This is a genomic window from Pseudomonas urethralis, from assembly GCF_021602465.1.
GTDB lineage: Bacteria > Pseudomonadota > Gammaproteobacteria > Pseudomonadales > Pseudomonadaceae > Aquipseudomonas > Aquipseudomonas vlassakiae.
This window is the reverse complement of sequence record NZ_BQIJ01000001.1, coordinates 572,009-595,673: the sequence shown is the minus strand read 5'-3', so window position 1 is coordinate 595,673 and position 23,665 is coordinate 572,009. Positions and strand designations below refer to the sequence as shown.

26 protein-coding genes and 1 tRNA gene are annotated in these 23,665 nt (G+C 62.2%); 23 read left to right on the top strand and 4 right to left on the bottom strand.

Features of this window, described 5'->3' with window-relative positions; all coding sequences use genetic code 11:
* Positions 1-139 precede the first annotated feature (139 nt).
* The gene (locus L6D64_RS02645) at positions 140-1,429 is read right to left on the bottom strand and encodes an OprD family porin (RefSeq protein WP_176507799.1); all 1,290 of its coding nucleotides are present in this window, start codon (positions 1,427-1,429) and stop codon (positions 140-142) included.
* A 741-nt stretch (positions 1,430-2,170) separates the two neighbouring features.
* On the opposite strand from L6D64_RS02645, the gene L6D64_RS02640 reads away from it, so the two are divergent.
* Together L6D64_RS02640 and L6D64_RS02635 are read left to right on the top strand one after the other, a co-directional pair.
* Positions 2,171-2,590, top strand: a complete 420-nt coding sequence (locus L6D64_RS02640; RefSeq protein WP_176507800.1) for an HIT family protein — start codon at positions 2,171-2,173, stop codon at positions 2,588-2,590.
* Position 2,591: 1 nt separating this feature from the next.
* The gene (locus tag L6D64_RS02635; RefSeq protein ID WP_054883407.1) at positions 2,592-2,798 is read left to right on the top strand and encodes a SlyX family protein; all 207 of its coding nucleotides are present in this window, start codon (positions 2,592-2,594) and stop codon (positions 2,796-2,798) included.
* A gap of 39 nt (positions 2,799-2,837) precedes the next feature.
* On the opposite strand, the gene L6D64_RS28280 is transcribed toward L6D64_RS02635, so the two are convergent.
* Positions 2,838-3,431, bottom strand: coding sequence for a cold-shock protein (locus L6D64_RS28280; protein ID WP_176507801.1), 594 nt, complete (start codon positions 3,429-3,431; stop codon positions 2,838-2,840).
* Positions 3,432-3,708: 277 nt separating this feature from the next.
* Here L6D64_RS28280 and L6D64_RS02625 point away from each other — a divergent pair, with 277 nt between their 5' ends.
* The 18 genes from L6D64_RS02625 (at position 3,709) to L6D64_RS02540 (ending at position 17,301) form a co-directional block, all read left to right on the top strand.
* Positions 3,709-4,182: a Dps family protein gene (locus L6D64_RS02625; RefSeq protein ID WP_103445281.1), complete on the top strand. Its 474-nt coding sequence runs from the start codon at positions 3,709-3,711 to the stop codon at positions 4,180-4,182.
* A 149-nt stretch (positions 4,183-4,331) separates the two neighbouring features.
* Positions 4,332-4,658 (top strand): ribbon-helix-helix domain-containing protein, encoded by a 327-nt coding sequence (locus L6D64_RS02620; protein ID WP_176507802.1) that lies wholly within the window; start codon positions 4,332-4,334, stop codon positions 4,656-4,658.
* A 92-nt stretch (positions 4,659-4,750) separates the two neighbouring features.
* The gene (locus L6D64_RS02615; protein ID WP_043209521.1) at positions 4,751-4,972 is read left to right on the top strand and encodes an FmdB family zinc ribbon protein; all 222 of its coding nucleotides are present in this window, start codon (positions 4,751-4,753) and stop codon (positions 4,970-4,972) included.
* 94 nt (positions 4,973-5,066) lie between these two features.
* A complete protein-coding gene (gene aspS / locus L6D64_RS02610) occupies positions 5,067-6,842 on the top strand; it encodes an aspartate--tRNA ligase (RefSeq protein WP_176507803.1) in 1,776 nt (591 codons plus the stop codon).
* 109 nt (positions 6,843-6,951) lie between these two features.
* Complete coding sequence (locus L6D64_RS02605) at positions 6,952-7,698, top strand: YebC/PmpR family DNA-binding transcriptional regulator (RefSeq protein WP_176507804.1); 747 nt, start codon at positions 6,952-6,954, stop codon at positions 7,696-7,698.
* A gap of 185 nt (positions 7,699-7,883) precedes the next feature.
* Positions 7,884-8,408, top strand: a complete 525-nt coding sequence (gene ruvC, locus L6D64_RS02600) for a crossover junction endodeoxyribonuclease RuvC (protein ID WP_054883402.1) — start codon at positions 7,884-7,886, stop codon at positions 8,406-8,408.
* 109 nt (positions 8,409-8,517) lie between these two features.
* Positions 8,518-9,135, top strand: coding sequence for a Holliday junction branch migration protein RuvA (ruvA, locus tag L6D64_RS02595; RefSeq protein WP_099814856.1), 618 nt, complete (start codon positions 8,518-8,520; stop codon positions 9,133-9,135).
* Complete coding sequence (ruvB, locus tag L6D64_RS02590; RefSeq protein ID WP_176507805.1) at positions 9,132-10,178, top strand: Holliday junction branch migration DNA helicase RuvB; 1,047 nt, start codon at positions 9,132-9,134, stop codon at positions 10,176-10,178. Before ruvA ends, ruvB begins: the two co-directional genes overlap by 4 nt.
* A 124-nt stretch (positions 10,179-10,302) precedes the next feature.
* Positions 10,303-10,755, top strand: coding sequence for a tol-pal system-associated acyl-CoA thioesterase (ybgC, locus tag L6D64_RS02585; protein ID WP_176507806.1), 453 nt, complete (start codon positions 10,303-10,305; stop codon positions 10,753-10,755).
* 2 nt (positions 10,756-10,757) lie between these two features.
* Positions 10,758-11,453, top strand: coding sequence for a protein TolQ (tolQ, locus tag L6D64_RS02580; protein ID WP_027919953.1), 696 nt, complete (start codon positions 10,758-10,760; stop codon positions 11,451-11,453).
* A gap of 14 nt (positions 11,454-11,467) precedes the next feature.
* A complete protein-coding gene (tolR, locus tag L6D64_RS02575) occupies positions 11,468-11,920 on the top strand; it encodes a protein TolR (RefSeq protein WP_008090221.1) in 453 nt (150 codons plus the stop codon).
* Positions 11,920-12,996: a cell envelope integrity protein TolA gene (gene tolA, locus L6D64_RS02570; RefSeq protein ID WP_054883397.1), complete on the top strand. Its 1,077-nt coding sequence runs from the start codon at positions 11,920-11,922 to the stop codon at positions 12,994-12,996. Before tolR ends, tolA begins: the two co-directional genes overlap by 1 nt.
* Before the next feature lie 17 nt (positions 12,997-13,013).
* Positions 13,014-14,294, top strand: a complete 1,281-nt coding sequence (tolB, locus tag L6D64_RS02565) for a Tol-Pal system beta propeller repeat protein TolB (protein ID WP_176507941.1) — start codon at positions 13,014-13,016, stop codon at positions 14,292-14,294.
* Positions 14,295-14,349: 55 nt separating this feature from the next.
* Positions 14,350-14,847, top strand: coding sequence for a peptidoglycan-associated lipoprotein Pal (gene pal / locus L6D64_RS02560; protein WP_023381906.1), 498 nt, complete (start codon positions 14,350-14,352; stop codon positions 14,845-14,847).
* Positions 14,848-14,853: 6 nt separating this feature from the next.
* Complete coding sequence (gene ybgF, locus L6D64_RS02555; protein WP_176507807.1) at positions 14,854-15,669, top strand: tol-pal system protein YbgF; 816 nt, start codon at positions 14,854-14,856, stop codon at positions 15,667-15,669.
* A gap of 156 nt (positions 15,670-15,825) precedes the next feature.
* Positions 15,826-16,473 (top strand): 7-carboxy-7-deazaguanine synthase QueE, encoded by a 648-nt coding sequence (queE, locus tag L6D64_RS02550; protein ID WP_176507808.1) that lies wholly within the window; start codon positions 15,826-15,828, stop codon positions 16,471-16,473.
* Positions 16,474-16,489: 16 nt separating this feature from the next.
* Complete coding sequence (gene queC / locus L6D64_RS02545; RefSeq protein WP_176507809.1) at positions 16,490-17,164, top strand: 7-cyano-7-deazaguanine synthase QueC; 675 nt, start codon at positions 16,490-16,492, stop codon at positions 17,162-17,164.
* A gap of 61 nt (positions 17,165-17,225) precedes the next feature.
* Positions 17,226-17,301: transfer RNA gene (locus L6D64_RS02540), tRNA-Lys, on the top strand.
* Positions 17,302-17,408: 107 nt separating this feature from the next.
* On the opposite strand, the gene L6D64_RS02535 is transcribed toward L6D64_RS02540, so the two are convergent.
* On the bottom strand, positions 17,409-17,597 hold the full coding sequence (locus L6D64_RS02535; RefSeq protein ID WP_099815429.1) for a bacteriocin: 189 nt from the start codon (positions 17,595-17,597) through the stop codon (positions 17,409-17,411).
* A 261-nt stretch (positions 17,598-17,858) separates the two neighbouring features.
* Here L6D64_RS02535 and L6D64_RS02530 point away from each other — a divergent pair, with 261 nt between their 5' ends.
* Genes L6D64_RS02530 through L6D64_RS02520 form a run of 3 tightly spaced genes read left to right on the top strand, consistent with a single transcriptional unit; the run spans position 17,859 to position 22,569 of the window.
* A complete protein-coding gene (locus L6D64_RS02530; RefSeq protein ID WP_176507810.1) occupies positions 17,859-19,115 on the top strand; it encodes an HlyD family secretion protein in 1,257 nt (418 codons plus the stop codon).
* A 47-nt stretch (positions 19,116-19,162) separates the two neighbouring features.
* Positions 19,163-21,217, top strand: a complete 2,055-nt coding sequence (locus L6D64_RS02525) for a peptidase domain-containing ABC transporter (RefSeq protein WP_371870308.1) — start codon at positions 19,163-19,165, stop codon at positions 21,215-21,217.
* Entirely contained in the window at positions 21,214-22,569 is a 1,356-nt protein-coding gene (locus tag L6D64_RS02520; protein WP_176507812.1) for a TolC family protein, read from the top strand. The genes L6D64_RS02525 and L6D64_RS02520 overlap by 4 nt, the downstream gene beginning before the upstream one ends.
* An 11-nt stretch (positions 22,570-22,580) precedes the next feature.
* On the opposite strand, the gene L6D64_RS02515 is transcribed toward L6D64_RS02520, so the two are convergent.
* Positions 22,581-23,540: a cation diffusion facilitator family transporter gene (locus L6D64_RS02515; RefSeq protein WP_176507813.1), complete on the bottom strand. Its 960-nt coding sequence runs from the start codon at positions 23,538-23,540 to the stop codon at positions 22,581-22,583.
* Between the last annotated feature and the right edge of the window lie 125 nt (positions 23,541-23,665).

The window sequence follows — 23,665 nt, the reverse complement described above, 5'->3', positions numbered from 1 at the left end:
AAGACGTTGAAATAGCCCCGCATTGTACGGGGGCGAAACGAAGGCGTACAGAATGCCCCAGGGCGTGGCAGTTGTCAGCCAAGAAAAAGCCCGGCAAGTGTGCCGGGCTTTTTCAGGTGCGGGGCACTATAAGCCAGGCTTACAGGATGCTCAGCGGGTACTCGACGATCAGGCGCAGTTCGTCGATCGAGCTCGAACCGTAGTAGACGCCATCGCTGGAGCGGTAGGTGGCCTGACGAACGCGGAAGCTCAGGTCTTTGGCCGGGCCTTCCTGCAGGACGTACTTGACGTCTACGTCGCGTTCCCATTCCTTGCCGTTGCTGGTGGAACCGGTGTTGGCATCGCTACCACGCACGTAACGGGTCATGAAGGTCAGGCCTGGAACGCCGTATTCGGCGAAATTCAGGTCGTAGCGAGCCTGCCAGGATTTCTCGTCTTCGGCGTTGAAGTCGGAACGGGCAACGGAGTTGGCCAGGAAGATGGTACCGCCACCGTCCACGCCGTAGCCGTAGTCGCCGTCACCATGGACCTTCTGGTAGGCCAGGGTGAAGGTATGAGCGCCGATGTTGTAGGCGCCCGACAGGCTGTAGGCCTGGTTGTCGAGCTTGGTCACGTCATCTTTCTCGGCGCGCTGCAGGCCCCGGCCATCGCTCTTGGTGTCATAGATGTTGAAGTCGAACACCAGACCTTGTTTGTCAGAGAGCGGCAGCGCCCAGTTCAGGTTGGCGTAGTACTTGCGCCAGTAGTCTTCGACCTTGGAGTAGTACAGGCTGGTAGACAGGTTGTCGGTGAAGGCGTAGGTGCCACCGAAAACGTCGGCCTGCTTCAGGTGCAGGCTGTCGTGGAAGGTCTGGGACTGGGCATTCAGCGCGGTGAAGTGACCGGCGTTGAGGGTCAGGCCTTTGATTTCGTTGCTGGTGATCAGCGCGCCTTGGGCCACTTCTGGCAACAGGCGGCTGTCATCGGTCGCGAGCACTGGCAGGGCAGTGAACTGGTCGCCGACTTTCAGCACGGTATCGGAGACGCGCAGTTTGACCGCGCCGCCGCCTTCGGAGAACTCGTCCTGCGCACGGCCGTCGGCATCAGTCGGGAACTGGCCGGTGCTGTGGCGGCCTTTGCCGCTGTCCAGTTTCACGCCGAGCATGCCGATGGCATCGACGCCCACGCCGATCACGCCTTGGGTGAAGCCCGACTCATAAGTACCGAGGAAGCCGAGGCCGGTTTCTTCAACACGGCTCTGACGCAAGCCGGTACGAGGGTTACGCTCGTTGTTACGGAAGTCACGGCTGAAGTACAGCATGCGAGTCTTGACGTTCAGCTTGCTGTCTTCGAGGAAACCCTTGGACTCGTCCTGGGACGAGGCCACTGCCATCTGTGAGGTCCCTGCCGCAACGGCCAGGGCGATCATGCTCCACTTCATCACGCGCATCGTGATTTGCTCCTTTGGTTTTTAGGAAGAGTACCGCTGCGTCCAAGTCTTTTAGTTATATGGAACAGCTCTTTCTTGTTATGTCGGCGGAAATGTATAGCACGCTGACTGTTCTTGGCGATATGGCTAAATCCATCCTTTCGGGAACTTTATGGCCATGTCGCTTTCAGGTATTTCCATGTCGCAAATCACGCCCCGTTTAACCGGTTCGTACAACGCCAGCGCTGTTCCATTGCCGTAAGAATTCTGTAACTACAGACTCCTGGCTGGGAAACTCCCTGGTGTGCCCAATCTCGCTGTTGTTATTTGTCGCGTCACCTGGTCAATGCAGGTGTCGTGCCGACTTGGCGTGGAGAGAATGCAACAAGCATGCTCAAAATTAACAACGGTTCATGAAATTTTCACAAAACCGACCGCCAGAGGTCGGAAAGTGCCGCAATTACGGGGCGGGCGTTGTTTGATTGTGTGCCGGTTTCATTCGGCAGGTTGAAAGAAAAAGCTGCCTTAAAAGTCAATGTGTTACCGCCCACTGTTGATCCTGAGTGGTTGATGTGGGTAGAAGCGTAGTGGCGCACACTTTGCTGGCCTCATTTTGGTGCGAAAAGTAGCGCTGTGTTACCGCGGTTGTGCAATTCGTGAAGACTCATGGGCTTAAAGCGTGCATTCACGCGTCTGGCAACATGCTGGGACGGGCGAAGCAGCGTATCCTTGGCGCACAGGGTTATTGTTTGGAGATTGATCGTGTTTGATATGGATTCGCGTTTGCAGCAGGATTGCCTGGTGCTGGGTGACTTTCCGCTGTGCCGCCTGCTGCTGAGCAAAGATGCCAATTACCCGTGGTTCATTCTGGTGCCCAGGCGTGAGGGTGTGAGCGAGTTGTTCGATCTCAGTCACGAAGACCAGGCGCAGCTGTGGAAAGAAACCACCTACCTGGCCGAAACGCTCAAGCATGCGTTCGCGGCTGACAAGATGAACGTTGCCACCTTGGGTAACGTGGTCAGCCAGATGCACATGCATGTGATCGTTCGCCGTCAGGACGATCCAGCCTGGCCTGCGCCAGTGTGGGGCAAGGTCCCGGCCGTTGGGTATGCACCGGAGCAGGTGGACACCATTCGTCAGCGTCTGCGTGCGCTGCTGACCCATGATTATCGGGAGGTCTGACATGTCGGCGGAGTTGCGCATCATCGAGTTGGAAACCCGTCAGGCGTTCCAGGACGACACGATCCAGGCGCTGAATGATGTGGTGGTCGAGCAGGGGCGGGTCATCGAGCGTCTGCAACTGCAGATGGCCGAGCTGATCAAGCGGTATGAAGAAATGGTCGGGCAGATTGGCAGTGAAGGGGAAGAGGCGCCGCCACCTCACTACTGATGAGTGGCCGCCCTGGGCTTGCCCCAGGGCGGTGCGGGCTCAGCGGCGGTTCACCGCGACCACGTCTTCGGCCTGCAGGCCTTTGTCGCGGTGCATCACCGAGAACTCCACGCGCTGGCCTTCGACCAGGATGCGGTGACCTTCGCCGCGGATCGCGCGGAAGTGCACGAAGATGTCGTCGCCCGAGTCGCGGGAAATGAACCCGAAGCCTTTGGACGTGTTGAACCACTTAACGGTGCCGGTATCACGCTTGCCGGCTTCCAGTGGCGCACCTTGGCTGGCGCGTGCTTTCTTGCTGCTGCGGGCGAAGCCGGCCACCAGGTGCATGGCGACAGCCAGCGCGGCGCAGACCAGCGCCGCCAGGTTGCCCATTTCCGGGCGCGCGAGCAGGGTCAGGGTCTGCAGGACCACGGCCACCACCAGCAGGGCGCAGGCCAGGTATTGCAGCTGTTGCCGCGCACCGCGGTAATACAGTGGCACGACCGGGGCCAGCAGCAGGTTGAGCAGGCCCAGCAGGGTCAGATAGACCGCGTCGGGTTGCTGCAGGAAGGGTATTGCGTCGGGTTTGAGGCTGGGTATGAGCGATAGCAGCAAAGCCGCAACGCCCGTCACCAGATGGACGATCTTGAACATGGGTTGGCTCACAGTTGATAAGGCCGATCACAGGAAGAGCTGGCGGCACGGTGCGCATGAGGTGTAAAGCGCGAACACGTGGAGGCCAGCCTATGCACCCGGCAATGACAGTCCGCACGGGTGGCACCGTGCCTATTTAACAGCAAAGGCGGGGGCTTCTCAAACCGCAGCCGGCAAGCACCGATGGTTTGCCCTGTGTCATGGTCGCCTTGCGCCAGGCATTGATACAGTGTGTAGTACCGGCTTGATCATCAAGCCTTATGGAAAGGGGAACTTCATGGCAATCGATATCGGTATCAGTGAAGAAGATCGCAAGTCCATCGTCGAAGGGCTTTCCCGCCTGTTGTCGGATACCTATGTGCTGTATCTGAAAACCCATAACTTCCACTGGAACGTCACCGGCCCATCGTTCCGCACCCTGCACCTGATGTTCGAAGAGCAGTACAACGAACTGGCGCTGGCGGTCGACTCGATCGCCGAGCGGATCCGTGCACTGGGCTTCCCGGCGCCAGGTTCGTACGCCTTCTACGCACGGCACTCCTCGATCAAGGAGGAGGAGGGTGTGCCGCCTGCCGATGAAATGATCCGTCAGTTGGTGCAGGGACAAGAGGCTGTGGTGCGCACTGCACGCAGCATCTTCCCGGTGGTGGACAAAGTCAGTGATGAACCCACCGCTGACCTGCTGACCCAGCGCATGCAGGTGCATGAAAAGACCGCCTGGATGCTGCGGGTGCTGCTCGACGGTAAATAAACGGCAAATTATGTAGGACCTGTCAGAAAGCCCGGCTGAGTCCATTCCAGCCGGGCTTTTTCGCTTGTGCGGGAAGGTTTTGCCGCTGCTTTGGGCGTCTCGCTCTGCGCTTCATTGAGCCCCAGTTGACAAACTGAGGAGGTGGCGCGATGCAAGCAATCAAGCGTGCGGTGAAGTTGGGGCATTGGCCTGGCAAGCAGTGCATCGACCCGTTCAAGGCCGATTTCGACATGTTGCAGACGCAGCCGGTATCGCGTTCGGTGCGGTTGAACGGTTTTTCCACGTGCCTGCGCCTGGAGGCGGTGTATTGGGGTATCCTCGAACAGATCGCCGCGGCGAACCAGTGCTCGGTCAGCGCCGTGTTGTCCTATGTCGACCGTGAAGTGCACCTGCGTCAGGGTGGGGTGCGCAACTTCAGCGGGCTGATCCGGGTGATTTGTGTCGCCTGGTTGCGTGATCCGCCGAGTGCACGCTGATCGCCCGGCGGGCTGCGCAGTGTCGGTTAACCATATATAATCCCGCTTTTTGCTGCCCCGGCAGCCAGCGTTGTGGTTGACGAGAGACGTTCATGCCCCTTTATGACTATCAATGTGCTTCCTGCGATCACCGGATGGAGGTGCTGCAGAAGATCAGCGCCGCGCCGCTGACCGACTGCCCGGCCTGTCAGGCGCCGGCATTGAAGAAACTGCTGTCGGTCCCTGGCTTCCGCCTGAGTGGCAACGGCTGGTACGAAACCGACTTCAAGACCGGGGCAAAAAAGAACCTGGCAGGCGGCGACAAGGCCGACTGAGTTGAATTGCAGTAGCCGGGTCTTGCAGTATTAGCCCTCCGGGCGGCCAAGGCCTCCAACGAATACACGAATCACGAGAAGCGAAACCACCATCATGATGCGCAGCCATTATTGCGGCCAACTGAACGAGAGCCTGGACGGCCAGGAAGTCACCCTTTGCGGCTGGGTCCATCGTCGCCGGGACCACGGCGGGGTGATCTTCCTCGACATCCGTGACCGCGAAGGCATGGCCCAGGTCGTGTTCGACCCGGATCGCGCCGAAACCTTCGCCGCCGCCGACCGCGTGCGCAGCGAGTACGTCGTGCAGATCACCGGCAAGGTGCGCAAGCGCCCGGAAGGCGCAGTGAACGCCAACATGGCGTCTGGTGCGATCGAGATCCTCGGCTACCAGCTGAACGTGCTCAACGAAGCAGAAACGCCGCCGTTCCCGCTGAACGAATACTCCGACGTCGGCGAGGAAACCCGCCTGCGCTACCGCTTCATCGACCTGCGTCGCCCGGAAATGGCCGACAAGCTGCGCCTGCGTTCGCGCATCACCAGCAGCATCCGTCGGTTCCTCGATGAAAACGGCTTCCTCGACGTCGAAACCCCGATCCTCACCCGTGCCACGCCGGAAGGCGCACGTGACTACCTGGTGCCGAGCCGCACCCATGCAGGCAGCTTCTTTGCCTTGCCGCAGTCGCCTCAGCTGTTCAAGCAGCTGCTGATGGTTGCCGGTTTCGACCGCTATTACCAGATCGCCAAATGCTTCCGCGACGAAGACCTGCGTGCTGACCGCCAGCCGGAATTCACCCAGATCGACATCGAGACCAGCTTCCTCGACGAAGCCGAGATCATGGGCCTCACCGAAAGCATGATCCGCAAGCTGTTCAAGGAAGTGCTGGATCTGGAGTTCGGCGAATTCCCGCACATGACCTTCGAAGAGGCCATGCGCCGCTACGGTTCCGACAAGCCTGACCTGCGTATCCCGCTGGAGCTGGTCGACGTCGCCGACCAGCTGAAGGATGTCGAGTTCAAGGTCTTCGCTGGCCCGGCCAACGATCCGAAGTGCCGCGTCACCGCACTGCGTCTGCCAGGCGGCGCCAGCATGCCGCGCAGCAAGATCGACGAGTACACCAAGTTCGTCGGCATCTACGGTGCCAAGGGCCTGGCCTACATCAAGGTCAACGAGCGCGCCAAGGGCGTCGAAGGCCTGCAGTCGCCGATCGTCAAGAACATCCCTGAGGCCAACCTCAACAACATCCTCGACCGCGTTGGCGCCGTCGACGGTGACATCGTGTTCTTCGGTGCCGACAAGTTCAAGGTCGTCAGCGAAGCCCTGGGCGCGCTGCGTATCCGCCTGGGTCACGACTTCGAGCTGCTGACCTGCGAGTGGGCGCCGATGTGGGTCGTCGACTTCCCGATGTTCGAAGAGAACGAAGACGGCAGCTTCACCGCGCTGCACCACCCGTTCACCGCGCCGAAGTGCACTCCGGAAGAACTCGAGGCCAACCCGGCCACCGCGCTGTCCCGTGCCTACGACATGGTGCTGAACGGTACCGAGCTGGGTGGCGGTTCGATCCGTATCCACCGCAAGGAGATGCAGCAAGCGGTGTTCCGCCTGCTGGGCATCGAAGCTGCGGAACAGGAAGAGAAGTTCGGCTTCCTGCTCGACGCCCTGAAGTTCGGTGCGCCACCTCACGGCGGCCTGGCCTTTGGCCTGGACCGTCTGGTCATGCTGATGACCGGCGCCCAGTCGATCCGTGAAGTGATCGCCTTCCCGAAAACCCAGAGCGCCGCGTGCGTCATGACCCAGGCGCCTGGCATGGTCGACGCCAAGGCCCTGCGCGAGCTGCACATCCGTCTGCGCGAGCAGACCAAGGTCGAGTAATCGGCCCCGGGCGCATCCCGGCGGGTGCGCCCCGGCGCTTCGGCGCAGTATTCCCACGTTCCGCCCTTCGGGGCGGAACCTGTTTCTGTTTCAAGGATTCGGAGTCGTTATGGCTGGTCATTCCAAGTGGGCGAACATCAAGCACCGCAAAGAGCGCCAGGATGCCAAGAGAGGCAAGATCTTCACCAAGTGGATCCGTGAGCTGACCGTCGCTGCCAAGCAAGGCGGTGCCGACCCAGGCTCCAACCCGCGGTTGCGCCTGGCGTTGGACAAGGCGCTGGGCGCCAACATGAGCCGCGACATCATCGATCGCGCCGTGGCCCGGGGTGCCGGCACCAACGAAAGCGACAACGTCGAAGAGCTCAGCTACGAAGGGTACGGACCGGGTGGCGTGGCGATCATGGTCGAGGCCATGACCGACAACCGCAACCGGACTGCTGCCGCCGTGCGCCATGCCTTCACCAAGTGTGGCGGCAACCTCGGCACCGACGGCTCGGTCGCCTACCTGTTCGAGCGCAAGGGCCAGATCAGCTTCGCTGCGGGCATCGACGAAGATGCCCTGATGGAAGCCGCAATGGAGGCCGATGCCGACGACGTGGTGGCCCACGACGACGGATCGTTCGACGTTTTCACCTCGTTCAACAGCTTCTATGCCGTGCGTAACGCGCTGGAAGAGGCGGGCTTCAAGGCTGCCGACGCGGAAATCGTCATGCAGCCGACCACCAGCGCGGAACTGGACCAGGAGGGCGCCGAGAAAGTGCTCAAGCTGATCGACATGCTCGAAGACCTGGATGACGTGCAGAACGTCTACTCCAATGCGCAGATCTCTGACGAGATCATGGAAAAACTCGGCTAAGGTGTGCTGGCGATCAGTGCCGGCGCTTTGAATTTGTCGGTGTCTGTACCGGCCCTTTCGTGGGTAAACCCGCTCCTGCAACGACTGCGCTCAATCCGAGGTTGGTGCAGGAGCTGCAGGAGCGGGTTTGCCCGCGAAAGGGCCGGTACAGTTTGCACACATGCATGCTTTTAAAAACGGGCCCTATGACTCTGATTCTTGGTATCGACCCCGGCTCGCGCATCACCGGCTATGGTGTGGTCCGCCAGACCGCCCGTGGTTGCGAGTACGTGGCGTCGGGCTGCATCCGCACCGGTAGCGGCGAGTTGCCTGAGCGGTTGCAGATTGTCTTTCGCGGCGTCAGCGAGATCATCGCCCAGCACGGCCCGGTGACCATGGGCATCGAACGGGTGTTCATGGCACGCAACGCCGATTCGGCGCTCAAGCTGGGCCAGGCTCGCGGTGCGGCCATCGTTGCTGCCATCGAGGCCGGGCTGGAGATCGCCGAATACAGCGCCAGCCAGGTCAAGCAGGCAGTCGCTGGCAGCGGCGGGGCCAATAAAGAACAGGTGATGTTGATGGTCATGCATCTGCTCAAACTGACCCAAAAGCCACAGATCGATGCTTCGGATGCCTTGGCCATCGCGATGTGCCATGCCCATACCCGCTCCAGCCTGGTGCCCCACGGCCTGGCCACGGCGCGGCGGCGAGGCGGGCGCTTGCGTCTGTAAGCGCTTCATGCGCTGATACACATTTTGTCCGGGCGAACCATTCTCCCGGTGCATTTGCTGATAGGGTTGAGCGGTCTTCGACCGGCTCCCCGAGAGGAAGGATCGGAACGTGATTGGACGTTTGCGCGGCACCCTGGCGGAAAAACAGCCGCCGCACCTGATTATCGACGTCAACGGCGTAGGCTACGAGCTGGAAGTGCCGATGACCACCCTGTACCGTCTGCCGAAGGTTGGCGAGTCGGTGACCGTGCATACCCACCTGGTGGTGCGTGAAGACGCCCACCTGCTGTACGGCTTTGCCGAAAAGCGCGAGCGCGAGCTGTTCCGTGAGCTGATTCGCCTCAATGGTGTGGGCCCAAAGCTGGCGCTGGCGCTGATGTCCGGCCTGGAAGTGGACGAGCTGGTGCGCTGCGTACAGGCTCAGGATGCTGCGGTGCTGGTGCGCGTGCCAGGCGTTGGCAAGAAGACCGCCGAGCGCCTGCTGGTCGAACTGAAGGACCGCTTCAAGGCCTGGGAAACCTCACCGGCCATGTTTACCCTGGTCTCCGATGGCCCACTGCCGCTGGCCAGCGAGTCTTCCGCCGAGGCCGATGCGGTCAGCGCCCTGGTGTCTCTGGGCTACAAACCGCAGGAAGCGAGCAAGGCCATCGCCGCGATCAAGGACAAGGCCGGCCTGAGCAGCGAGGAACTCATTCGTCGCAGCCTTAAAGGGATGATTGCCAAGTGATCGAAGCCGACCGTCTGATCGCCGCCAGTGGCCGCGACCGTGAAGAAGTCCAGGACCGTGCGATCCGCCCGTTGCGCCTGGACGAGTACATCGGCCAGCCGGTGGTGCGCGAGCAGATGGCGCTGTTCATCCAGGCGGCCCGTGGGCGCGGCGAATCGCTCGACCATACCCTGATCTTCGGCCCGCCCGGGCTGGGCAAGACCACCCTGGCCAATATCATCGCCCAGGAGATGGGCGTATCGGTCAAGAGCACCTCGGGGCCGATCCTCGAGCGGCCGGGTGACCTGGCGGCGATGCTGACCAACCTCGAACCGCACGACGTGCTGTTCATCGATGAAATCCACCGCCTGTCACCGGTGGTCGAGGAAGTGCTGTACCCGGCGATGGAAGACTTCCAGCTGGACATCATGATCGGCGAAGGCCCTGCGGCCCGGTCGATCAAGCTCGACCTGCCGCCCTTTACCCTGGTTGGCGCTACCACCCGGGCCGGGATGCTGACCAACCCGTTGCGTGACCGCTTCGGTATCGTCCAGCGCCTGGAGTTCTACAGCGACAAGGACCTGGCGACCATCGTCAGCCGTTCGGCCAACATCCTTGGCCTGGCCATCGAGGACCACGGCGCCTATGAGATCGCCCGGCGTGCCCGTGGCACGCCACGTATCGCCAACCGTTTGTTGCGCCGGGTGCGCGATTACGCCGAGGTGCGCGGCAAGGGCCAGATCACCAAGGCCGTGGCCGACATGGCGCTGAACCTGCTGGACGTCGATGAGCGGGGTTTCGACCATTCCGACCGCCGCCTGCTGTTGACCATGATCGAGAAGTTCGACGGTGGTCCGGTGGGTGTGGACAATCTGGCTGCGGCCATCAGCGAGGAGCGGCATACCATCGAGGATGTGCTCGAGCCCTACCTGATCCAGCAGGGGTATATCATGCGCACCCCGCGCGGTCGCGTGGTAACCCGGCATGCCTACCTGCACTTTGGCTTGAATGTGCCTGGCAGCCTCGGCGGGCAATCCGAATTTTCCGAGCCAGGCGATGAATGACCGATCAAAACCTGCTTTTCGTGGTCCTACCGCTGGCATGCCGATGGTGCGCTGGCAATTCGACATTAATGAACAAAAACAGTTGCCGCAGCGGATTGGCAAGCTGAGGAGTAAGCACTAGAGTATGCGCGCGCAAAATGGCCTGGAACCGTTCGCACACCGTTGTCGCGTCTATTACGAAGATACCGATGCCGGTGGCGTGGTGTATTACGTCAATTACCTGAAATTCATGGAGCGCGCGCGCACCGAGCGCCTGCGGCATCTGGGCTTTTCCCAGGCGCAGTTGGCCGAGGACAACCTGCTGTTCGTGGTTCATTCCAGCGAAGCCCGCTATCACGCGCCGGCACGCCTGGATGACGAGCTGAGGGTCACCGCGCAAGTACTTGAACTCAATCGCGCCAGCCTGCGCTTCGTGCAGCAGGTCTGGCGGGAAAAGGATGAAACGCTGCTCTGCGAAGGGCAGTTCCTGGTGGCCGCCGTGCGCGCCGACACTTTCAAACCCCGAGCCATACCCCCAGAGCTGCGCGACGCCTTTGTGGCGGACGGCTTGGGTAATCAATCGAACGCAGGAGAATAAGCGTGGAAGCTAACGTCGTCGACCATACCTCCATGTGGAGTCTGGTCAGCAATGCCAGCGTGGTGGTACAGCTGGTAATGCTGACCCTGGTGGCCGCCTCGGTCACCTCATGGATCATGATCTTCCAGCGCAGCACCATGCTGCGCGCCGGTCGCCGTGCGCTGGATGCCTTCGAGGAGCGCTTCTGGTCGGGTATCGACCTGTCCAAACTGTATCGTCAGGCAGGCAGCAACCCGGACCCGGACTCTGGCGTGGAGCAGGTCTTCCGTGCCGGCTTCAAGGAGTTCTCGCGCCTGCGCCAGCAGCCGGGCGTGGACCCGGACGCGGTCATGGAAGGCGTGGCGCGTGCCATGCGCGTGGCCATCTCGCGTGAAGAAGAAAAACTCGAGCAGAGCCTGCCGTTCCTCGCCACCGTAGGTTCGACCAGCCCGTACATCGGCCTGTTCGGTACCGTGTGGGGCATCATGAACTCGTTCCGCGGCCTGGCCAGTGCCCAGCAGGCCACCCTGGCCACCGTGGCCCCGGGTATCGCCGAAGCGCTGGTCGCCACCGCCATCGGCCTGTTCGCGGCCATTCCTGCGGTGATCGCCTACAACCGTTTCGCGGCGCGCAGCGAAGTGCTGATCGGCCGTTACTACACCTTCGCCGACGAGTTCCAGGCGATCCTGCACCGCAAAGTGCACACCAGCGAAGAGTAATCAGGTAGAAGCCCATGGCCCGAGTTCGCCACAAACGCAAGCCCGTCGCCGAGATGAACGTGGTGCCCTACATCGACGTGATGCTGGTGCTGCTGGTCATCTTCATGGTGACGGCGCCCATGCTCAACCAGGGCGTGAAGGTCGACCTGCCCAAGGTTTCCAGCGAAGCCTTGCCGCAGGACAACAACGTCCAGATCCTCACCATCTCCATCAAGGCCGACAAGACCTACTATTGGAACCTCGGCAGCGAAGTCGATACCGACAAGCAGATGGACAAGGCCATGACCTTGCCGGACATGACCAGCGCAGTGACCAAGATCATTGCCGCCGGTCGCGATCAGGGCAAGCAGACCCAGGTCTTCATTCGAGGCGACAAGGCTGTCGACTACGGCGCCGTCATGGGCGCCATGGGCGGGTTGCAGAAGGCCGGTGTCGGTAACGTTGGCCTGATTACCGAGGCGCCCTGATGCAACAGCGAGAGCCATCCGCCTCGGAAAGCTACTTCTGGCCCAGTGTCTGGGCCATCGGCCTGCATGTGCTGGTGTTCGCCCTGCTGTTCGTCAGCTTTGCCATGACGCCTGAACTGCCGCCTTCCAAGCCGATCGTTCAGGCTACCCTGTATCAGCTCAAGTCCAAGAGTCAGGCAACTACCCAGACCAATCAGAAGATTGCCGGGGAGGCGAAGAAAACCGCTTCGCGCCAGACCGAAGTCGAGCAGCTGGAGCAGAAGAAGGTCGAGCAGGAGGCCATCAAGGCCGCGGAACAAAAGAAAGCCGACGCCGCTCAAAAGGCTGAAGAAGCACGCGAGGCCGCCGAAGCCAAGAAGGCCGAGGAGGCTGCAAAGGCTGCCGAAGCCAAGAAAGCCGCCGAGTCCAAGAAAGCCGAAGAGGCGAAGAAGGCCGCTGAGAAGCAGCAGGCTGACATCGCCAAGAAAAAGGCCGAGGAAGAGGCGAAGAAGCAGGCTGAGGAAGAAGCCAAGAAAAAGGCAGCCGAGGAGGCCAAGAAGCAGGCCGCCGAGGAGGCGAAGAAGAAAGCAGCCGAGGACGCCAAGAAGAAAGCGGCGGCCGAGGAAGCGAAGAAAAAGGCAGCTGAAGAGGCCAAGAAGAAGGCCGCTGCAGATGCACAGAAGAAGAAAGCACAGGAAGCGGCCCGCAAGTCGGCGGAAGACAAGAAAGCTCAGGCACTGGCCGAGCTGTTGTCCGACACCACCGAGCGGCAGCAGGCCCTGGCTGACGAGCAGGGTGACCAGGTGGCCGGCGATTTCGACGACCTGATCCGCATGCGCGCGGCCGAGGGCTGGGCACGTCCGCCTTCCGCGCGTAAGGGCATGACGGTGACCCTGCAGGTCAACATGTTGCCGGACGGCACCGTCACCGGTGTCAGCGTGATCAAGTCCAGCGGCGATGGGCCGTTCGACAGTTCGGCGGTGGCGGCAGTGAAGAACATCGGTCGCTTGACCGAGATGCAGGGTATGAAGCCGAGCGATTTCAATCGTTATCGTTCGTTCAAGATGACATTTACACCTGAGGATCTAGCGTTGTGATTAAACTCCTTCGAGGAATGCTGGTCATGCTCTGCTGCGTGGCCGGCATGGCCATGGCAGAGGAAAAGAACATCCTGGTCACCAGCGGCAGCGATCGGGCCACGCCCATCGCGGTAGTGCCGTTCGGTCTGCAGGGTGGCAGTGTGCTGCCGGAAGACATCGCCGACATCATTGGCAACGACCTGCGCAACTCGGGCTACTACTCGCCGATTCCGCGTCAGAACATGATCAGCCAGCCTACCCAGGCCAGCGAAGTCATCTTCCGCGACTGGAAAGCGCTGGGTGCCCAGTACGTGATGGTTGGCAGCATCGTGCCTTCGGGCGGTCGCCTGCAGGTGCAGTACGCGCTGTTCAACGTCGCCACCGAGCAGCAAGTGCTGACCGGTAGCGTGGCGGGCAGCACCGACCAGCTGCGCGACATGGCGCACTACATTGCCGACCAGTCGTTCGAAAAGCTCACCGGCATCAAGGGTGCATTCTCCACCCGCATGCTGTACGTGACGGCCGAGCGCTTTTCCACCAACAACACCCGCTACACCCTGCAGCGTTCGGACTACGACGGCGCCCGTGCCGTAACCCTGCTGCAGTCGCGTGAACCGATCCTGTCGCCACGCTTCGCGCCGGATGGCAAGCGTATCGCCTATGTGTCGTTCGAGCAGAAGCGCCCGCGGATTTTCGTGCAGAATATCGATACCGGTCGCCGCGAGCAGGTGACCAACTTCGAAGGCCTGAACGGCGCACCTGCCTGGTCGCCTGATGGTTCGCGCCTGGCGTTCGTGCTGTCCAAGGACGGCAACCCGGACATCTACGTGATGAACGTGGCCTCGCGCCAGATCAGCCGTGTGACCGCCGGCCCAGGCATCAACACCGAACCGTTCTGGGGTAAGGACGGCAACACCCTGTACTTCACCTCCGACCGCGGTGGCAAGCCACAGATATACAAGCAATCGGTCAGCGGTGGTGGTGCCGAGCGTGTGACGTTCGTGGGCAACTACAACGCCAACCCGAAACTGTCGGCGGACGAAAAGACCCTGGTGATGATCCATCGTCAGCAAGGCTTCACCAACTTCAAGGTGGCGGCACAGGACTTGCAGCGCGGAAGTGTAAAGATTCTCTCGGAAACAAGTCTTGATGAGTCGCCCACTGTTGCGCCTAACGGCACCATGCTAATCTACGCCACCCGCCAGCAGGGCCGGGGAGTCTTGATGCTCGTGTCGCTTAACGGCCGTGTGAGGCTCCCACTTCCTACCGCTCAAGGCGAAGTCAGAGAACCGTCCTGGTCCCCTTACCTGAACTGATTGCGGCGTAATACGTTTTTGCTTAACACACTGGGGTTTCATTAGGAGTTTCACGATGGAAATGCTGAAGTTTGGTAAATTTGCTGCGCTGGCTCTGGCCATGGCCGTAGCTGTAGGTTGCTCCTCGAAAGGCGGTGACAACGCTGGTGAAGGCGCTGTTGACCCGAACGCTGGCTACGGTGCCAACACTGGCGCAGTTGACGGCTCCCTGAGCGAAGAAGCTGCCCTGCGCGCAATCACCACCTTCTACTTCGAATACGACAGCTCGGACCTGAAGCCAGAAGCCATGCGCGCTCTGGACGTTCACGCCAAGGACCTGAAAGCCAACGGCAACCGCGTTGTCCTGGAAGGCAACACCGACGAGCGCGGCACCCGCGAGTACAACATGGCTCTGGGTGAGCGTCGTGCGAAAGCCGTTCAGCGCTACCTGGTTCTGCAGGGTGTTTCCCCTGCTCAGCTGGAACTGGTTTCCTACGGCGAAGAGCGTCCAGTTGCCACCGGCAACGACGAGCAGTCCTGGGCTCAGAACCGTCGCGTAGAACTGCGTAAGTAAGTTCTTATGCGTATGTGCCGTCGTGCTGTAACCGTCCTCGCACTCAGCCTTCCGCTCTCGGCGTGGGCTGCGGTTCCTGTAGTTGATGACAACGGGGGTGCTTACCCACCTTCCGGTTATGGCACGAGCGGCGCCTATGCCGGCGCAGGGGCTTCGGCCCCTGCTTCGGCACAGGGCCAGCTGTTCATGCAGCTGCAACAGATGCAGGATCAACTTTCTCGCCAGCAAGGCATCATCGAAGAGCTGCAGAACGATGTGTCGCGCATGAAGCAGGAAAACCTGGAGCGTTACCAGGACCTTGATCGCCGCATCAACAGTGGTGCCGCGCCTGCCGCGACCCCCGACAATTCCTCCACCGGTGGTGCATCCAATGCCGCCGCCGGTGCCGCAGCAGGCGCCGCTGGCGCTGCTGCACAACAACCGGCCGCCAGCAGCGAGCCCGGTGATCCGGCGAAAGAAAAGCTCTATTACGACGCCGCTTTCGACCAGATCAAGCAGAAGGACTTCGACAAGGCCAGCCAGGCGTTCAACGCCTTCCTGCGCAAGTACCCGAACAGCCAGTACGCCGGCAACGCCCAGTACTGGCTGGGTGAGGTGAACCTGGCCAAGGGCGACCTGCCAGCGGCCAGCCAGGCGTTCGCCCAGGTCAGCCAGAAGTACCCCAAGCACAGCAAGGTGCCAGATTCGCTGTACAAGCTGGCTGACGTCGAGCGCCGCATGGGCCACACCGACAAGGTCAAGGGCATCCTGCAACAGGTCATCACCCAGTACCCCGGCACCTCCGCCGCGCAACTGGCGCAACGCGACCTGCAGAAGCTCTAAGTTGCACCTTTGCAAGAAACCCGCGCCTGTCGCGGGTTTTTTCGTTAGAATCACTGCCCTTTCATAAACACGCTGTAGCGGATAACGCCATGTCGAGTCCGCGACAGTGCCTGACGGAGGCGGACAGCCTGTTTAGCTGTCACGCCCGTGGCGAGCATGCAAGACACATTACGCATCACCGAAGTCTTTTACTCTTTGCAGGGTGAAACACGAACGGCTGGGCTGCCCACGGTATTCGTGCGTCTGACCGGTTGCCCCCTGCGCTGCCAGTATTGCGACAGTGCCTACGCCTTCACTGGCGGTACCATTCGCACCCTCGATTCGATCCTTGAGCAGGTGGCCGGCTTCAAGCCGCGTTACGTCTGCGTCACTGGCGGCGAGCCGTTGGCCCAGCCGAACGCCCTGCCGCTGCTGCAGCGCCTGTGCGATGCCGGCTACGAAGTGTCGCTGGAGACCAGCGGCGCCCTGGATATCTCGGGCACCGATGTGCGCGTCAGCCGCGTGGTCGACCTCAAGACCCCAGGGTCGGAAGAGTCGCACCGCAACCGCTACGAGAACATCGAGCAGCTGACCCGCAACGACCAGGTCAAGTTCGTCATCTGTTCCCGCGAGGACTACGACTGGGCAGTGTCCAAGCTGATCCAGTACAACCTGGGCGAACGTGCGGGCGAGGTATTGTTCTCGCCCAGCCATCACCAGGTGAGCGCGACCGACCTGGCCGACTGGATCGTCGCCGACAACCTGCCCGTGCGTTTCCAGATGCAGCTGCACAAGCTGCTGTGGAACGACGAACCCGGACGTTGATTGAGGAGTGAAACAGATGACTGATAAGCGCGCAGTAATCCTGCTGTCTGGGGGCCTCGATTCGGCCACGGTCGTGGCCATGGCCAAGGCCGAAGGCTACAGCTGCTACACCATGAGCTTCGACTACGGCCAGCGCCATCGCGCCGAACTGAACGCCGCCGCCCGCGTCGCCCGTGACCTGGGCGTGGTCGAACACAAGGTCATTGGCCTTAACCTCGATGGTATCGGTGGCTCGGCCCTGACCGACAGCAGCATCGATGTGCCGGAGACTCCGGGCGAGGGTATTCCCGTCACCTACGTGCCGGCCCGCAACACGGTGTTCCTGTCGCTGGCACTGGGTTGGGCGGAAGTGCTGGAGGCGCGTGACATCTTTATCGGCGTCAACGCAGTGGACTACTCCGGCTACCCGGATTGCCGCCCCGAGTTCGTCGAGGCGTTCGAGCGCATGGCCAACCTGGCCACCAAGGCCGGTGTCGAAGGGCAGGGCTTCCGCATCCAGGCGCCGCTGCAGAACATGAGCAAGGCGCAGATTGTGCAGGCGGGTATCGCCCGTGGCGTGGACTACAGCCTGACGGTGTCCTGCTACCAGGCCAATGATGAAGGCCAGGCCTGTGGCAAATGCGACAGCTGCCGCCTGCGTGCTGACGGTTTCAAGGCGGCGGGCGTAGCAGATCCAACCCGCTACTTCTGACAAAAGGTTGGCACGGGTGTTGATTTCCCGTTAGAAATCAGTATTATACGCGCCAACCAGCGGGTCGTTAGCTCAGTTGGTAGAGCAGTTGGCTTTTAACCAATTGGTCGTAGGTTCGAATCCTACACGACCCACCATATGCAGTAGCACAAAGCCCGCAACCAGCAATGGTCGCGGGCTTTGTCGTTCCGGGCCTTGAAGAACGGCAGAGGCCCACATCCTCAAAGGCTGCGGGCCTGGCCAATCAGCACAGCTTCAGTTCGAAGAAGTTGTACTTGCCGCCGTTACTGCCCCAGCTCACATGCAAGATCGAGCCTTGGCCATAGTTAACGACGCTGGCATCGGCGTGGTAGCCAAAAGCTGAAATGCCACCACTGACCTGTTCCAGTTCGTCATCGTCGAGTGTGCGCAGGTTTTCAAGTTCGGTATTCACGGATGAGTCCTCTTCAAGTTGTGTTGTTCCGTCACCGGCAAAGCGTTTACCGGACCTGGCAAATCATGTGAAGGGCCTGCCGCTTGAAGCAATAGCACGGGTGACCTAGTGTCCTAGTGCCACAATGTGATGCCGTTCTCGCTGCGTCGCGCACTAGTGCATCTGTACTAGTGCCCGTTGTGACTGGCTTGATTAGTCTGGCCTGGCCCGAAGCCGGACTTGCTGCGGGCGATTTCGCCACTGCCAGTAGTAGGCCAGGGAATGCTATTTCGTAAGGAAGCACTGCAATCAGGGGCACGCAACGACCTGGGCAGCGTGATATTGGTATCGCCACCCTCCTTGCGCATCGCCAGCGCCTGTGCGCTGCTGTTCTGCATCGCCGTAAGCCTGTTCATCACCTTTGCCAGCTACACGCGGCGTGAAGCCGTGAGCGGCGTGCTGGTGCCCGAAGCCGGGGTGGTCAAGGTCTTCGCCCCGCAGATTGGGGTGGTGCAAGACCTTCAGATCAGCGATGGCGAGCACGTCAAGGCGGGGCAGGTCCTGTTGACCCTGGCCAGTGACACCCGCAACGGTGAGGCAGCTGCCAACCAGGATGCCATCAGCCGCCTGCTTGCCCGGCGCAACAGCAGCCTGGCCGACGAGATTGACGAAACCCGCGTGCTTCATCAGCAAGAACGTGAGGGCAAGACCCGTCGCCTCGGCATGCTGGAAGGTGAACAGGGAAAAGTCGCCGCGCAGATTGCCCTGACTCGCCAGCGCCTGGCGCTGGCCCAGGGGATCGCCGAACGCTACGCCGAGCTGCAACGTCAGGACTTCGTTTCCCGTGACTTGCTCCAGGCCCGTCAGGATGCCGTGCTGGAAATGCGCCTGCGCGCCGAAGAACTGAACCGCTCGCTGCTGGCACTGCGCAACGAAAGCGCCGCGTTGCGCGCCGAACTTGCCGAGTTGCCTTACCAGCAGACCAAGCAGATGGCGGAGCTGCAGCGCCGGTTGCTGGAGAGCCAGAGCAGCCTGCTGGAAAGCGAGGTCAAGCGCCAGGTGACGATCACCGCGCCGGTGACCGGGGAGGTGGCGGCGCTAGGCGTGGTCAACGGGGCGCGCGCCGATACCGGTCGCCCGCTGCTTAGCCTGGTACCGCAGGACAGCCGTCTTTATGCGGAGCTCCATGTGCCCAGCCGCTCGGCCGGCTTCGTGCGGCCAGGGAATACGGTGCTGCTGCGCTACCAGGCCTTCCCCTACCAGCATTTTGGCCTGGCCCGCGGTACCGTCGCCTCGGTTTCCCGCAGCGCCATGCCGGCTGACGAGGTCATGAGCGTTGGCGTGCCCTCGGAGGCGCTGCGCGAACAAGGGCCGCTGTATCGGGTCAAGGTCACGCTGGAGCGACAAAGCCTGTTCGCCCGCGGCGGTGAAGAACCCCTGCGCTCCGGCATGCAGCTGGACGCGGACATCATGCTGGAGGAGTTGCCGCTCTACGAATGGTTGCTCGAGCCCCTGCGCGGCATAGGAAAACGCTTGTGAGCCTTTACCATTCCCTGAGCTTTGGCATCGGCCGCAAGCTGCCTGTGATGCTCCAGGTCGAAGCTGCCGAATGTGGCCAGGCCTGCCTGGCGATGGTTGCCGCCTATCACGGCCAGGTGCACGACATGCAGGGCCTGCGCCAGAAGCTCGCGCCTTCCATGAAGGGGGCCACGCTCAAGCAACTGATGGCCATGGCCGGCCACTTGGGGCTGGCCACGCGACCGCTGCGCCTGGAGCTGGAGGCCCTGCCGCAATTGCGTCTGCCGTGCATACTGCACTGGGAGTTCAATCACTTCGTGGTGCTCAAGGAGGTCGGCCCGCGGGGCGTGGTCATCCATGACCCGGCGCGCGGGGTGTGCAAGCTTGGCCTCGAAGAGGTCTCCAGGGCCTTCACTGGCGTCGCCCTGGAGCTATGGCCTCACAGCGATTTCCAGCCAGGCGTGGCGAAGACGCGGCTGTCCCTGCGGCGCTTGCTGGGCAAGGTCGAGGGATTTGGCGGCGTATTCGCCCAGGTACTGGCGCTGGGCCTGGCCTTGGAGCTGTGCACGGTGCTGGCGCCGTTCTTCATGCAAACGGTGATCGACAAAGTCCTGGTCAGCGCCGATCGCGACCTGCTGGCGGTGCTGGCCATCGGCTTCGGCCTGATGCTGGTGGCCCAGCAGGTGCTGTCGCTGGGGCGTTCGTGGGCCTTGATGTACCTGGGTACGCTGCTTGGCAGCCAGTGGCAGATCAATGTCTTCAACCACCTGGTACGCCTGCCGGTGGCGTTCTTCGAGCGGCGCCATCTGGGCGATATCATTTCTCGCTTCGGTTCGCTCAAGGCGATCCAGCGCACCCTCACCACCTCGTTCATCGAAGCCCTGCTCGATGGCCTGATGACCGTGGTCACGCTGGCCCTGATGTTTCTCTACAGCCCGCCATTGGCGTTCATTGCGGTGTTTGCCATGGTGCTCTACGGGTTGGCGCGCTGGGCCTGGTTCGGGCCGCTGCGACGGGCCAGCGAAGATGAACTGGTGCATGCAGCCAGGCAGCAGAGCCATTTTCTCGAAACCATGCGCGGCGTGCGCACGCTGAAGCTGTTCGCTCATCAGGAGCAGCGCGCGACGACCTGGAGTGGCCTGCTGATCGACGAGATCAATGCCGGTTTGCGGCCGCAGAAGCTGCAACTGCTGTACCGCGCCTTCAACGGTTTGCTGTTCGGCCTGGTGACCCTGCTGGTGATCTGGCTGGGCGCCCGGCAGGTGATGGACGGTGCGCTCAGCGCCGGCATGCTGATCGCCTTCAGTGCCTACAAGGACCAGTTCAACGGCCGCGTGTCCGGGCTCATCGACAAGCTGGTCGACGTGGTGATGCTGCGCCTGCATGGTGAGCGCCTGTCCGACATCGTGCTGGAGGCCGCCGAACCGCAGTCTCCGCCATTGCCGGAGGCAGACGCAGGGCCGGTGCCGCGCCTGGAAGTGCGTCAGCTGAGGTTCCGCTATAACGCCTACGAGCCGTGGGTGTTGGACGGTGTTTCGCTGGTCATCGAACCGGGTGAGTCGCTGGCCATCGTCGGTCCTTCAGGTTGCGGCAAAAGTACCCTGTTGAACGTGATGCTGGGTATCCTTGTGCCGGTGGAAGGGCAGGTACTGCTCGATGGCGAGCCCATCGACGCCCGCTCGATAGGCCGGCTGCGCCGGATCAGCGCCACGGTGCTGCAGGACGACGTGCTGTTCGCTGGCTCGATCGCCGACAACATCAGCTTCTTCGCCACCGACGCCGACCCGGCCTGGATCGAACAATGTGCACGCCTGGCTGCCGTGCATGACGACATCGCGCGCATGCCGATGGCCTACAACACGCTGGTCGGCGACATGGGCGCAGTGCTTTCCGGCGGGCAGAAGCAGCGTATCCTGCTGGCCCGCGCACTGTACCGGCGCCCGAAGCTGCTGTTCCTCGACGAAGCCACCAGCCACCTGGACATCCAGCGCGAGGCGGCAGTCAACCAGGCGCTGGAAGCGCTGCACATAACCCGTGTGATCGTCGCCCATCGGCCGGATACCATCCGCTCGGCCCAGCGGGTGGTGGCGCTGCTCGACGGGCGGCTGACGAGCGCATCATGAAGCGCCGCGCAATGCTGGCCATGCTGCTTTGTCTGTGCGGCCTTCAGGGCCAGGCCGCGCAGCCCCTGCAAGCCTGCCCCGGGCCATGGCCTGCCGACCAGCCGCTGTCGTTGTCCCGCGCCGTGGCCATGGCCTTGTGCGCCGACCCCGAGCTGCAGGCTGCCTGGCGTACGGAGTTGAGCAACCAGGCCAGCATGGAGGCCGAACGCTCGGCCTACTGGCCGACCTTGCAGGGGCAGGCGAACACTGGCCGGGCCAACCGCAAGACGCGCTATGACGGTTTTCCCGAAGCCAACACCAGCCTCGACGCCCGGACCAGCGGCTATGGGCTGAGCCTCAACTGGGTGCTGTACGACTTCGGCCTGCGCGACGCCAGGGTGGAAAGCGCCCGCCAGTTGCTCAATGCGGCCAGCAGCAGTCGGGTGGAAAAGATCCAGCAGGTAGTACTCGGCACCAGCAAGGCGTTCTACCAGGTGCAGGCCAGCACCGCCTTGCTCGAAGCCCGGCGCAGCATCGAGGCGCTGGCGGCCGACAGCTTGCGCGTGACCACCGCCAAGCACCAGGCCGGGGCAGGGGAGCGCGCTGATCGCTTGCAGGCACAGACCACCTTCGAGCAGGCGCAGCTGGAGCGGGTGTTGGCCGAAGGTGACTTGGCCATTGCCCACGGTGCGCTGGCCAGCGCCTTGAACCTGTCGCCTTCCGCGCCGCTGCGCCTGGAAGCACTGGACGAGCCGCAAGGCCAGGAAGCGCGCTTCATGCAAAGTGTCGATGCGTTGATGGAACAGGCCCGGCAGACCCACCCGTCAGTGGACAGCGCTCGCGCCCAATGGGCCTCCAGCCTGGCCAAGGCCGAAGCGGAGCGGGCCCAGGGGCGGCCGACGATCTCGCTGTACAGCGACTACCGGCATGAGGATACGCCGGTCGAACAGGTGGCCTCGCGGCAGCAGATCGAAACCTGGACCGTGGGCGTGCAGGTCAGCGTGCCGATCTTCGATGGCTTTCTGGCGCGCCGCCGGGCGCGGGCGGCCGAGGCGGAAGCGGCGGCGCGGGAGCAGGACCTGTACGGTGCCCAGCGGGCCATCGCCCTGAGTGTCTGGCGTAGCCGCCAGTCCCTGGAGGCGCGTACCCAGGCGCTGGTCATCAGCCGTCGGCTGGTCGCCAGTGCCCGTCAGTCGCACCGGGTGGCGCTGGGGCGGTACAAGGCCGGCGTCGGCAGCATCATCGAGCTGCTGAATGCCCAGAACGATCTGGCCAACGCGCAGCAGCGGCGGGTCGCGTCGGTGGTCGACTGGTACACCGCGCGCCTGCAACTGGCTGCTGACCTCGGCCAGCTGGACGGCCGCGAGTACTGACGCGGAGGGGGTTATTCCGCCCAGGCCGGGTCGCCGGTGAACACCACGGTGATCCAGCGATCCGGGCCTTCGCCGCCGACGGCCTCGCCGACTTCGTCACGCAAGGCATCCCACTCGGCGATCGAGCGCGGCGGCATGTCCGCCGGCACGATGAAGTAGAGTTCGATCTCGCGTGAGCGCCCGACCTTGGCCACGTAGGCCTTGTAGGACTTCAAGCCGTGCCTGGCGACGAACTGTCGGGCGACGGTGTCGACATGCAGTTTGAGGTCGCCCGGTGTCACCAGGAAAATCTCTGACAGTGCCTGACGCACCACCGACAGCGGCAGCGGAATGATCACCAGGCAGACCAGTGCCAGTACCGCCGGGTCGATGTACGGCGATACCCACTCCCATTGCGTGCCCTGTACGGCGTAACCGAAGCAGAAGGCAATCAACAGGGCGGCGGTGATGCTGGCCGACATCACCCAGCCTTTGACGTCCATGCGCACGAAGTCTGACTTGAGCTTGCGGTTGGCGCGTTGTTCCACCACGGCGATGGTCGCGCAGGCGACCACGGTCAGCAGCGCATAGACCATGGCGATGCCGAACTCCAGGTGGCGGCCGCCTTGCAGCAGGCTGCTGACCGCGTTGATCAGCGCGTAGATGGCGACGCCGCTGAGCAGGATGCCATTGAGTGCCAGGACCATCGGCTCCAGGTGCCAGAAGCCCATGGTGAAGCGCTCGCGCAGCTTGCGCGAGAGTTGCAGGCTGGTGGCGTGCGAGGTGATCAGTTTGACCACCACCAGCGACAGGCCGCTCATGCTGGCGTCGACCAGCGAATAGACGCCGTCGAAGACGATCGAGAAAGAGCCGGAGGCCAGGCCGAAGCCGATACCGATGGTGGCGATGAACAAGGTAACGGCGATCGAGGTGCGTAACAGGCCCTGTTCGCTGGTGATATCGAAGAAGGAAGAACGGGTTGCGGTTTGCATGGGGTGTGCTCGGTAGATAGCGATGTTTCTATGTTGGCTGTGCTGGCCTCTGCGCGGGTGAACCCGCTCCCACAGATACAGCGCAGCTCTCCTGGCGATATCACTGTGGGAGCGGGCGTGCCCGC

Excerpts from the sequence above, each read along its gene's own strand:
- L6D64_RS02645 (WP_176507799.1), bottom strand. The coding sequence starts at position 1,429 with ATGCGCGTGATGAAGTGGAGCATGATCGCCCTGGCCGTTGCGGCAGGG.
- L6D64_RS02635 (WP_054883407.1), top strand. The coding sequence starts at position 2,592 with ATGTCGGCGGAGTTGCGCATCATCGAGTTGGAAACCCGTCAGGCGTTC.
- L6D64_RS28280 (WP_176507801.1), bottom strand. The coding sequence starts at position 3,431 with ATGTTCAAGATCGTCCATCTGGTGACGGGCGTTGCGGCTTTGCTGCTA.
- L6D64_RS02625 (WP_103445281.1), top strand. The coding sequence starts at position 3,709 with ATGGCAATCGATATCGGTATCAGTGAAGAAGATCGCAAGTCCATCGTC.
- L6D64_RS02620 (WP_176507802.1), top strand. The coding sequence starts at position 4,332 with ATGCAAGCAATCAAGCGTGCGGTGAAGTTGGGGCATTGGCCTGGCAAG.
- L6D64_RS02615 (WP_043209521.1), top strand. The coding sequence starts at position 4,751 with ATGCCCCTTTATGACTATCAATGTGCTTCCTGCGATCACCGGATGGAG.
- aspS (WP_176507803.1), top strand. The coding sequence starts at position 5,067 with ATGATGCGCAGCCATTATTGCGGCCAACTGAACGAGAGCCTGGACGGC.
- L6D64_RS02605 (WP_176507804.1), top strand. The coding sequence starts at position 6,952 with ATGGCTGGTCATTCCAAGTGGGCGAACATCAAGCACCGCAAAGAGCGC.
- ruvC (WP_054883402.1), top strand. The coding sequence starts at position 7,884 with ATGACTCTGATTCTTGGTATCGACCCCGGCTCGCGCATCACCGGCTAT.
- ybgC (WP_176507806.1), top strand. The coding sequence starts at position 10,303 with ATGCGCGCGCAAAATGGCCTGGAACCGTTCGCACACCGTTGTCGCGTC.
- tolR (WP_008090221.1), top strand. The coding sequence starts at position 11,468 with ATGGCCCGAGTTCGCCACAAACGCAAGCCCGTCGCCGAGATGAACGTG.
- tolA (WP_054883397.1), top strand. The coding sequence starts at position 11,920 with ATGCAACAGCGAGAGCCATCCGCCTCGGAAAGCTACTTCTGGCCCAGT.
- tolB (WP_176507941.1), top strand. The coding sequence starts at position 13,014 with ATGCTGGTCATGCTCTGCTGCGTGGCCGGCATGGCCATGGCAGAGGAA.
- pal (WP_023381906.1), top strand. The coding sequence starts at position 14,350 with ATGGAAATGCTGAAGTTTGGTAAATTTGCTGCGCTGGCTCTGGCCATG.
- ybgF (WP_176507807.1), top strand. The coding sequence starts at position 14,854 with ATGCGTATGTGCCGTCGTGCTGTAACCGTCCTCGCACTCAGCCTTCCG.
- queE (WP_176507808.1), top strand. The coding sequence starts at position 15,826 with ATGCAAGACACATTACGCATCACCGAAGTCTTTTACTCTTTGCAGGGT.
- queC (WP_176507809.1), top strand. The coding sequence starts at position 16,490 with ATGACTGATAAGCGCGCAGTAATCCTGCTGTCTGGGGGCCTCGATTCG.
- L6D64_RS02530 (WP_176507810.1), top strand. The coding sequence starts at position 17,859 with ATGCTATTTCGTAAGGAAGCACTGCAATCAGGGGCACGCAACGACCTG.
- L6D64_RS02525 (WP_371870308.1), top strand. The coding sequence starts at position 19,163 with ATGCTCCAGGTCGAAGCTGCCGAATGTGGCCAGGCCTGCCTGGCGATG.
- L6D64_RS02520 (WP_176507812.1), top strand. The coding sequence starts at position 21,214 with ATGAAGCGCCGCGCAATGCTGGCCATGCTGCTTTGTCTGTGCGGCCTT.
- L6D64_RS02515 (WP_176507813.1), bottom strand. The coding sequence starts at position 23,540 with ATGCAAACCGCAACCCGTTCTTCCTTCTTCGATATCACCAGCGAACAG.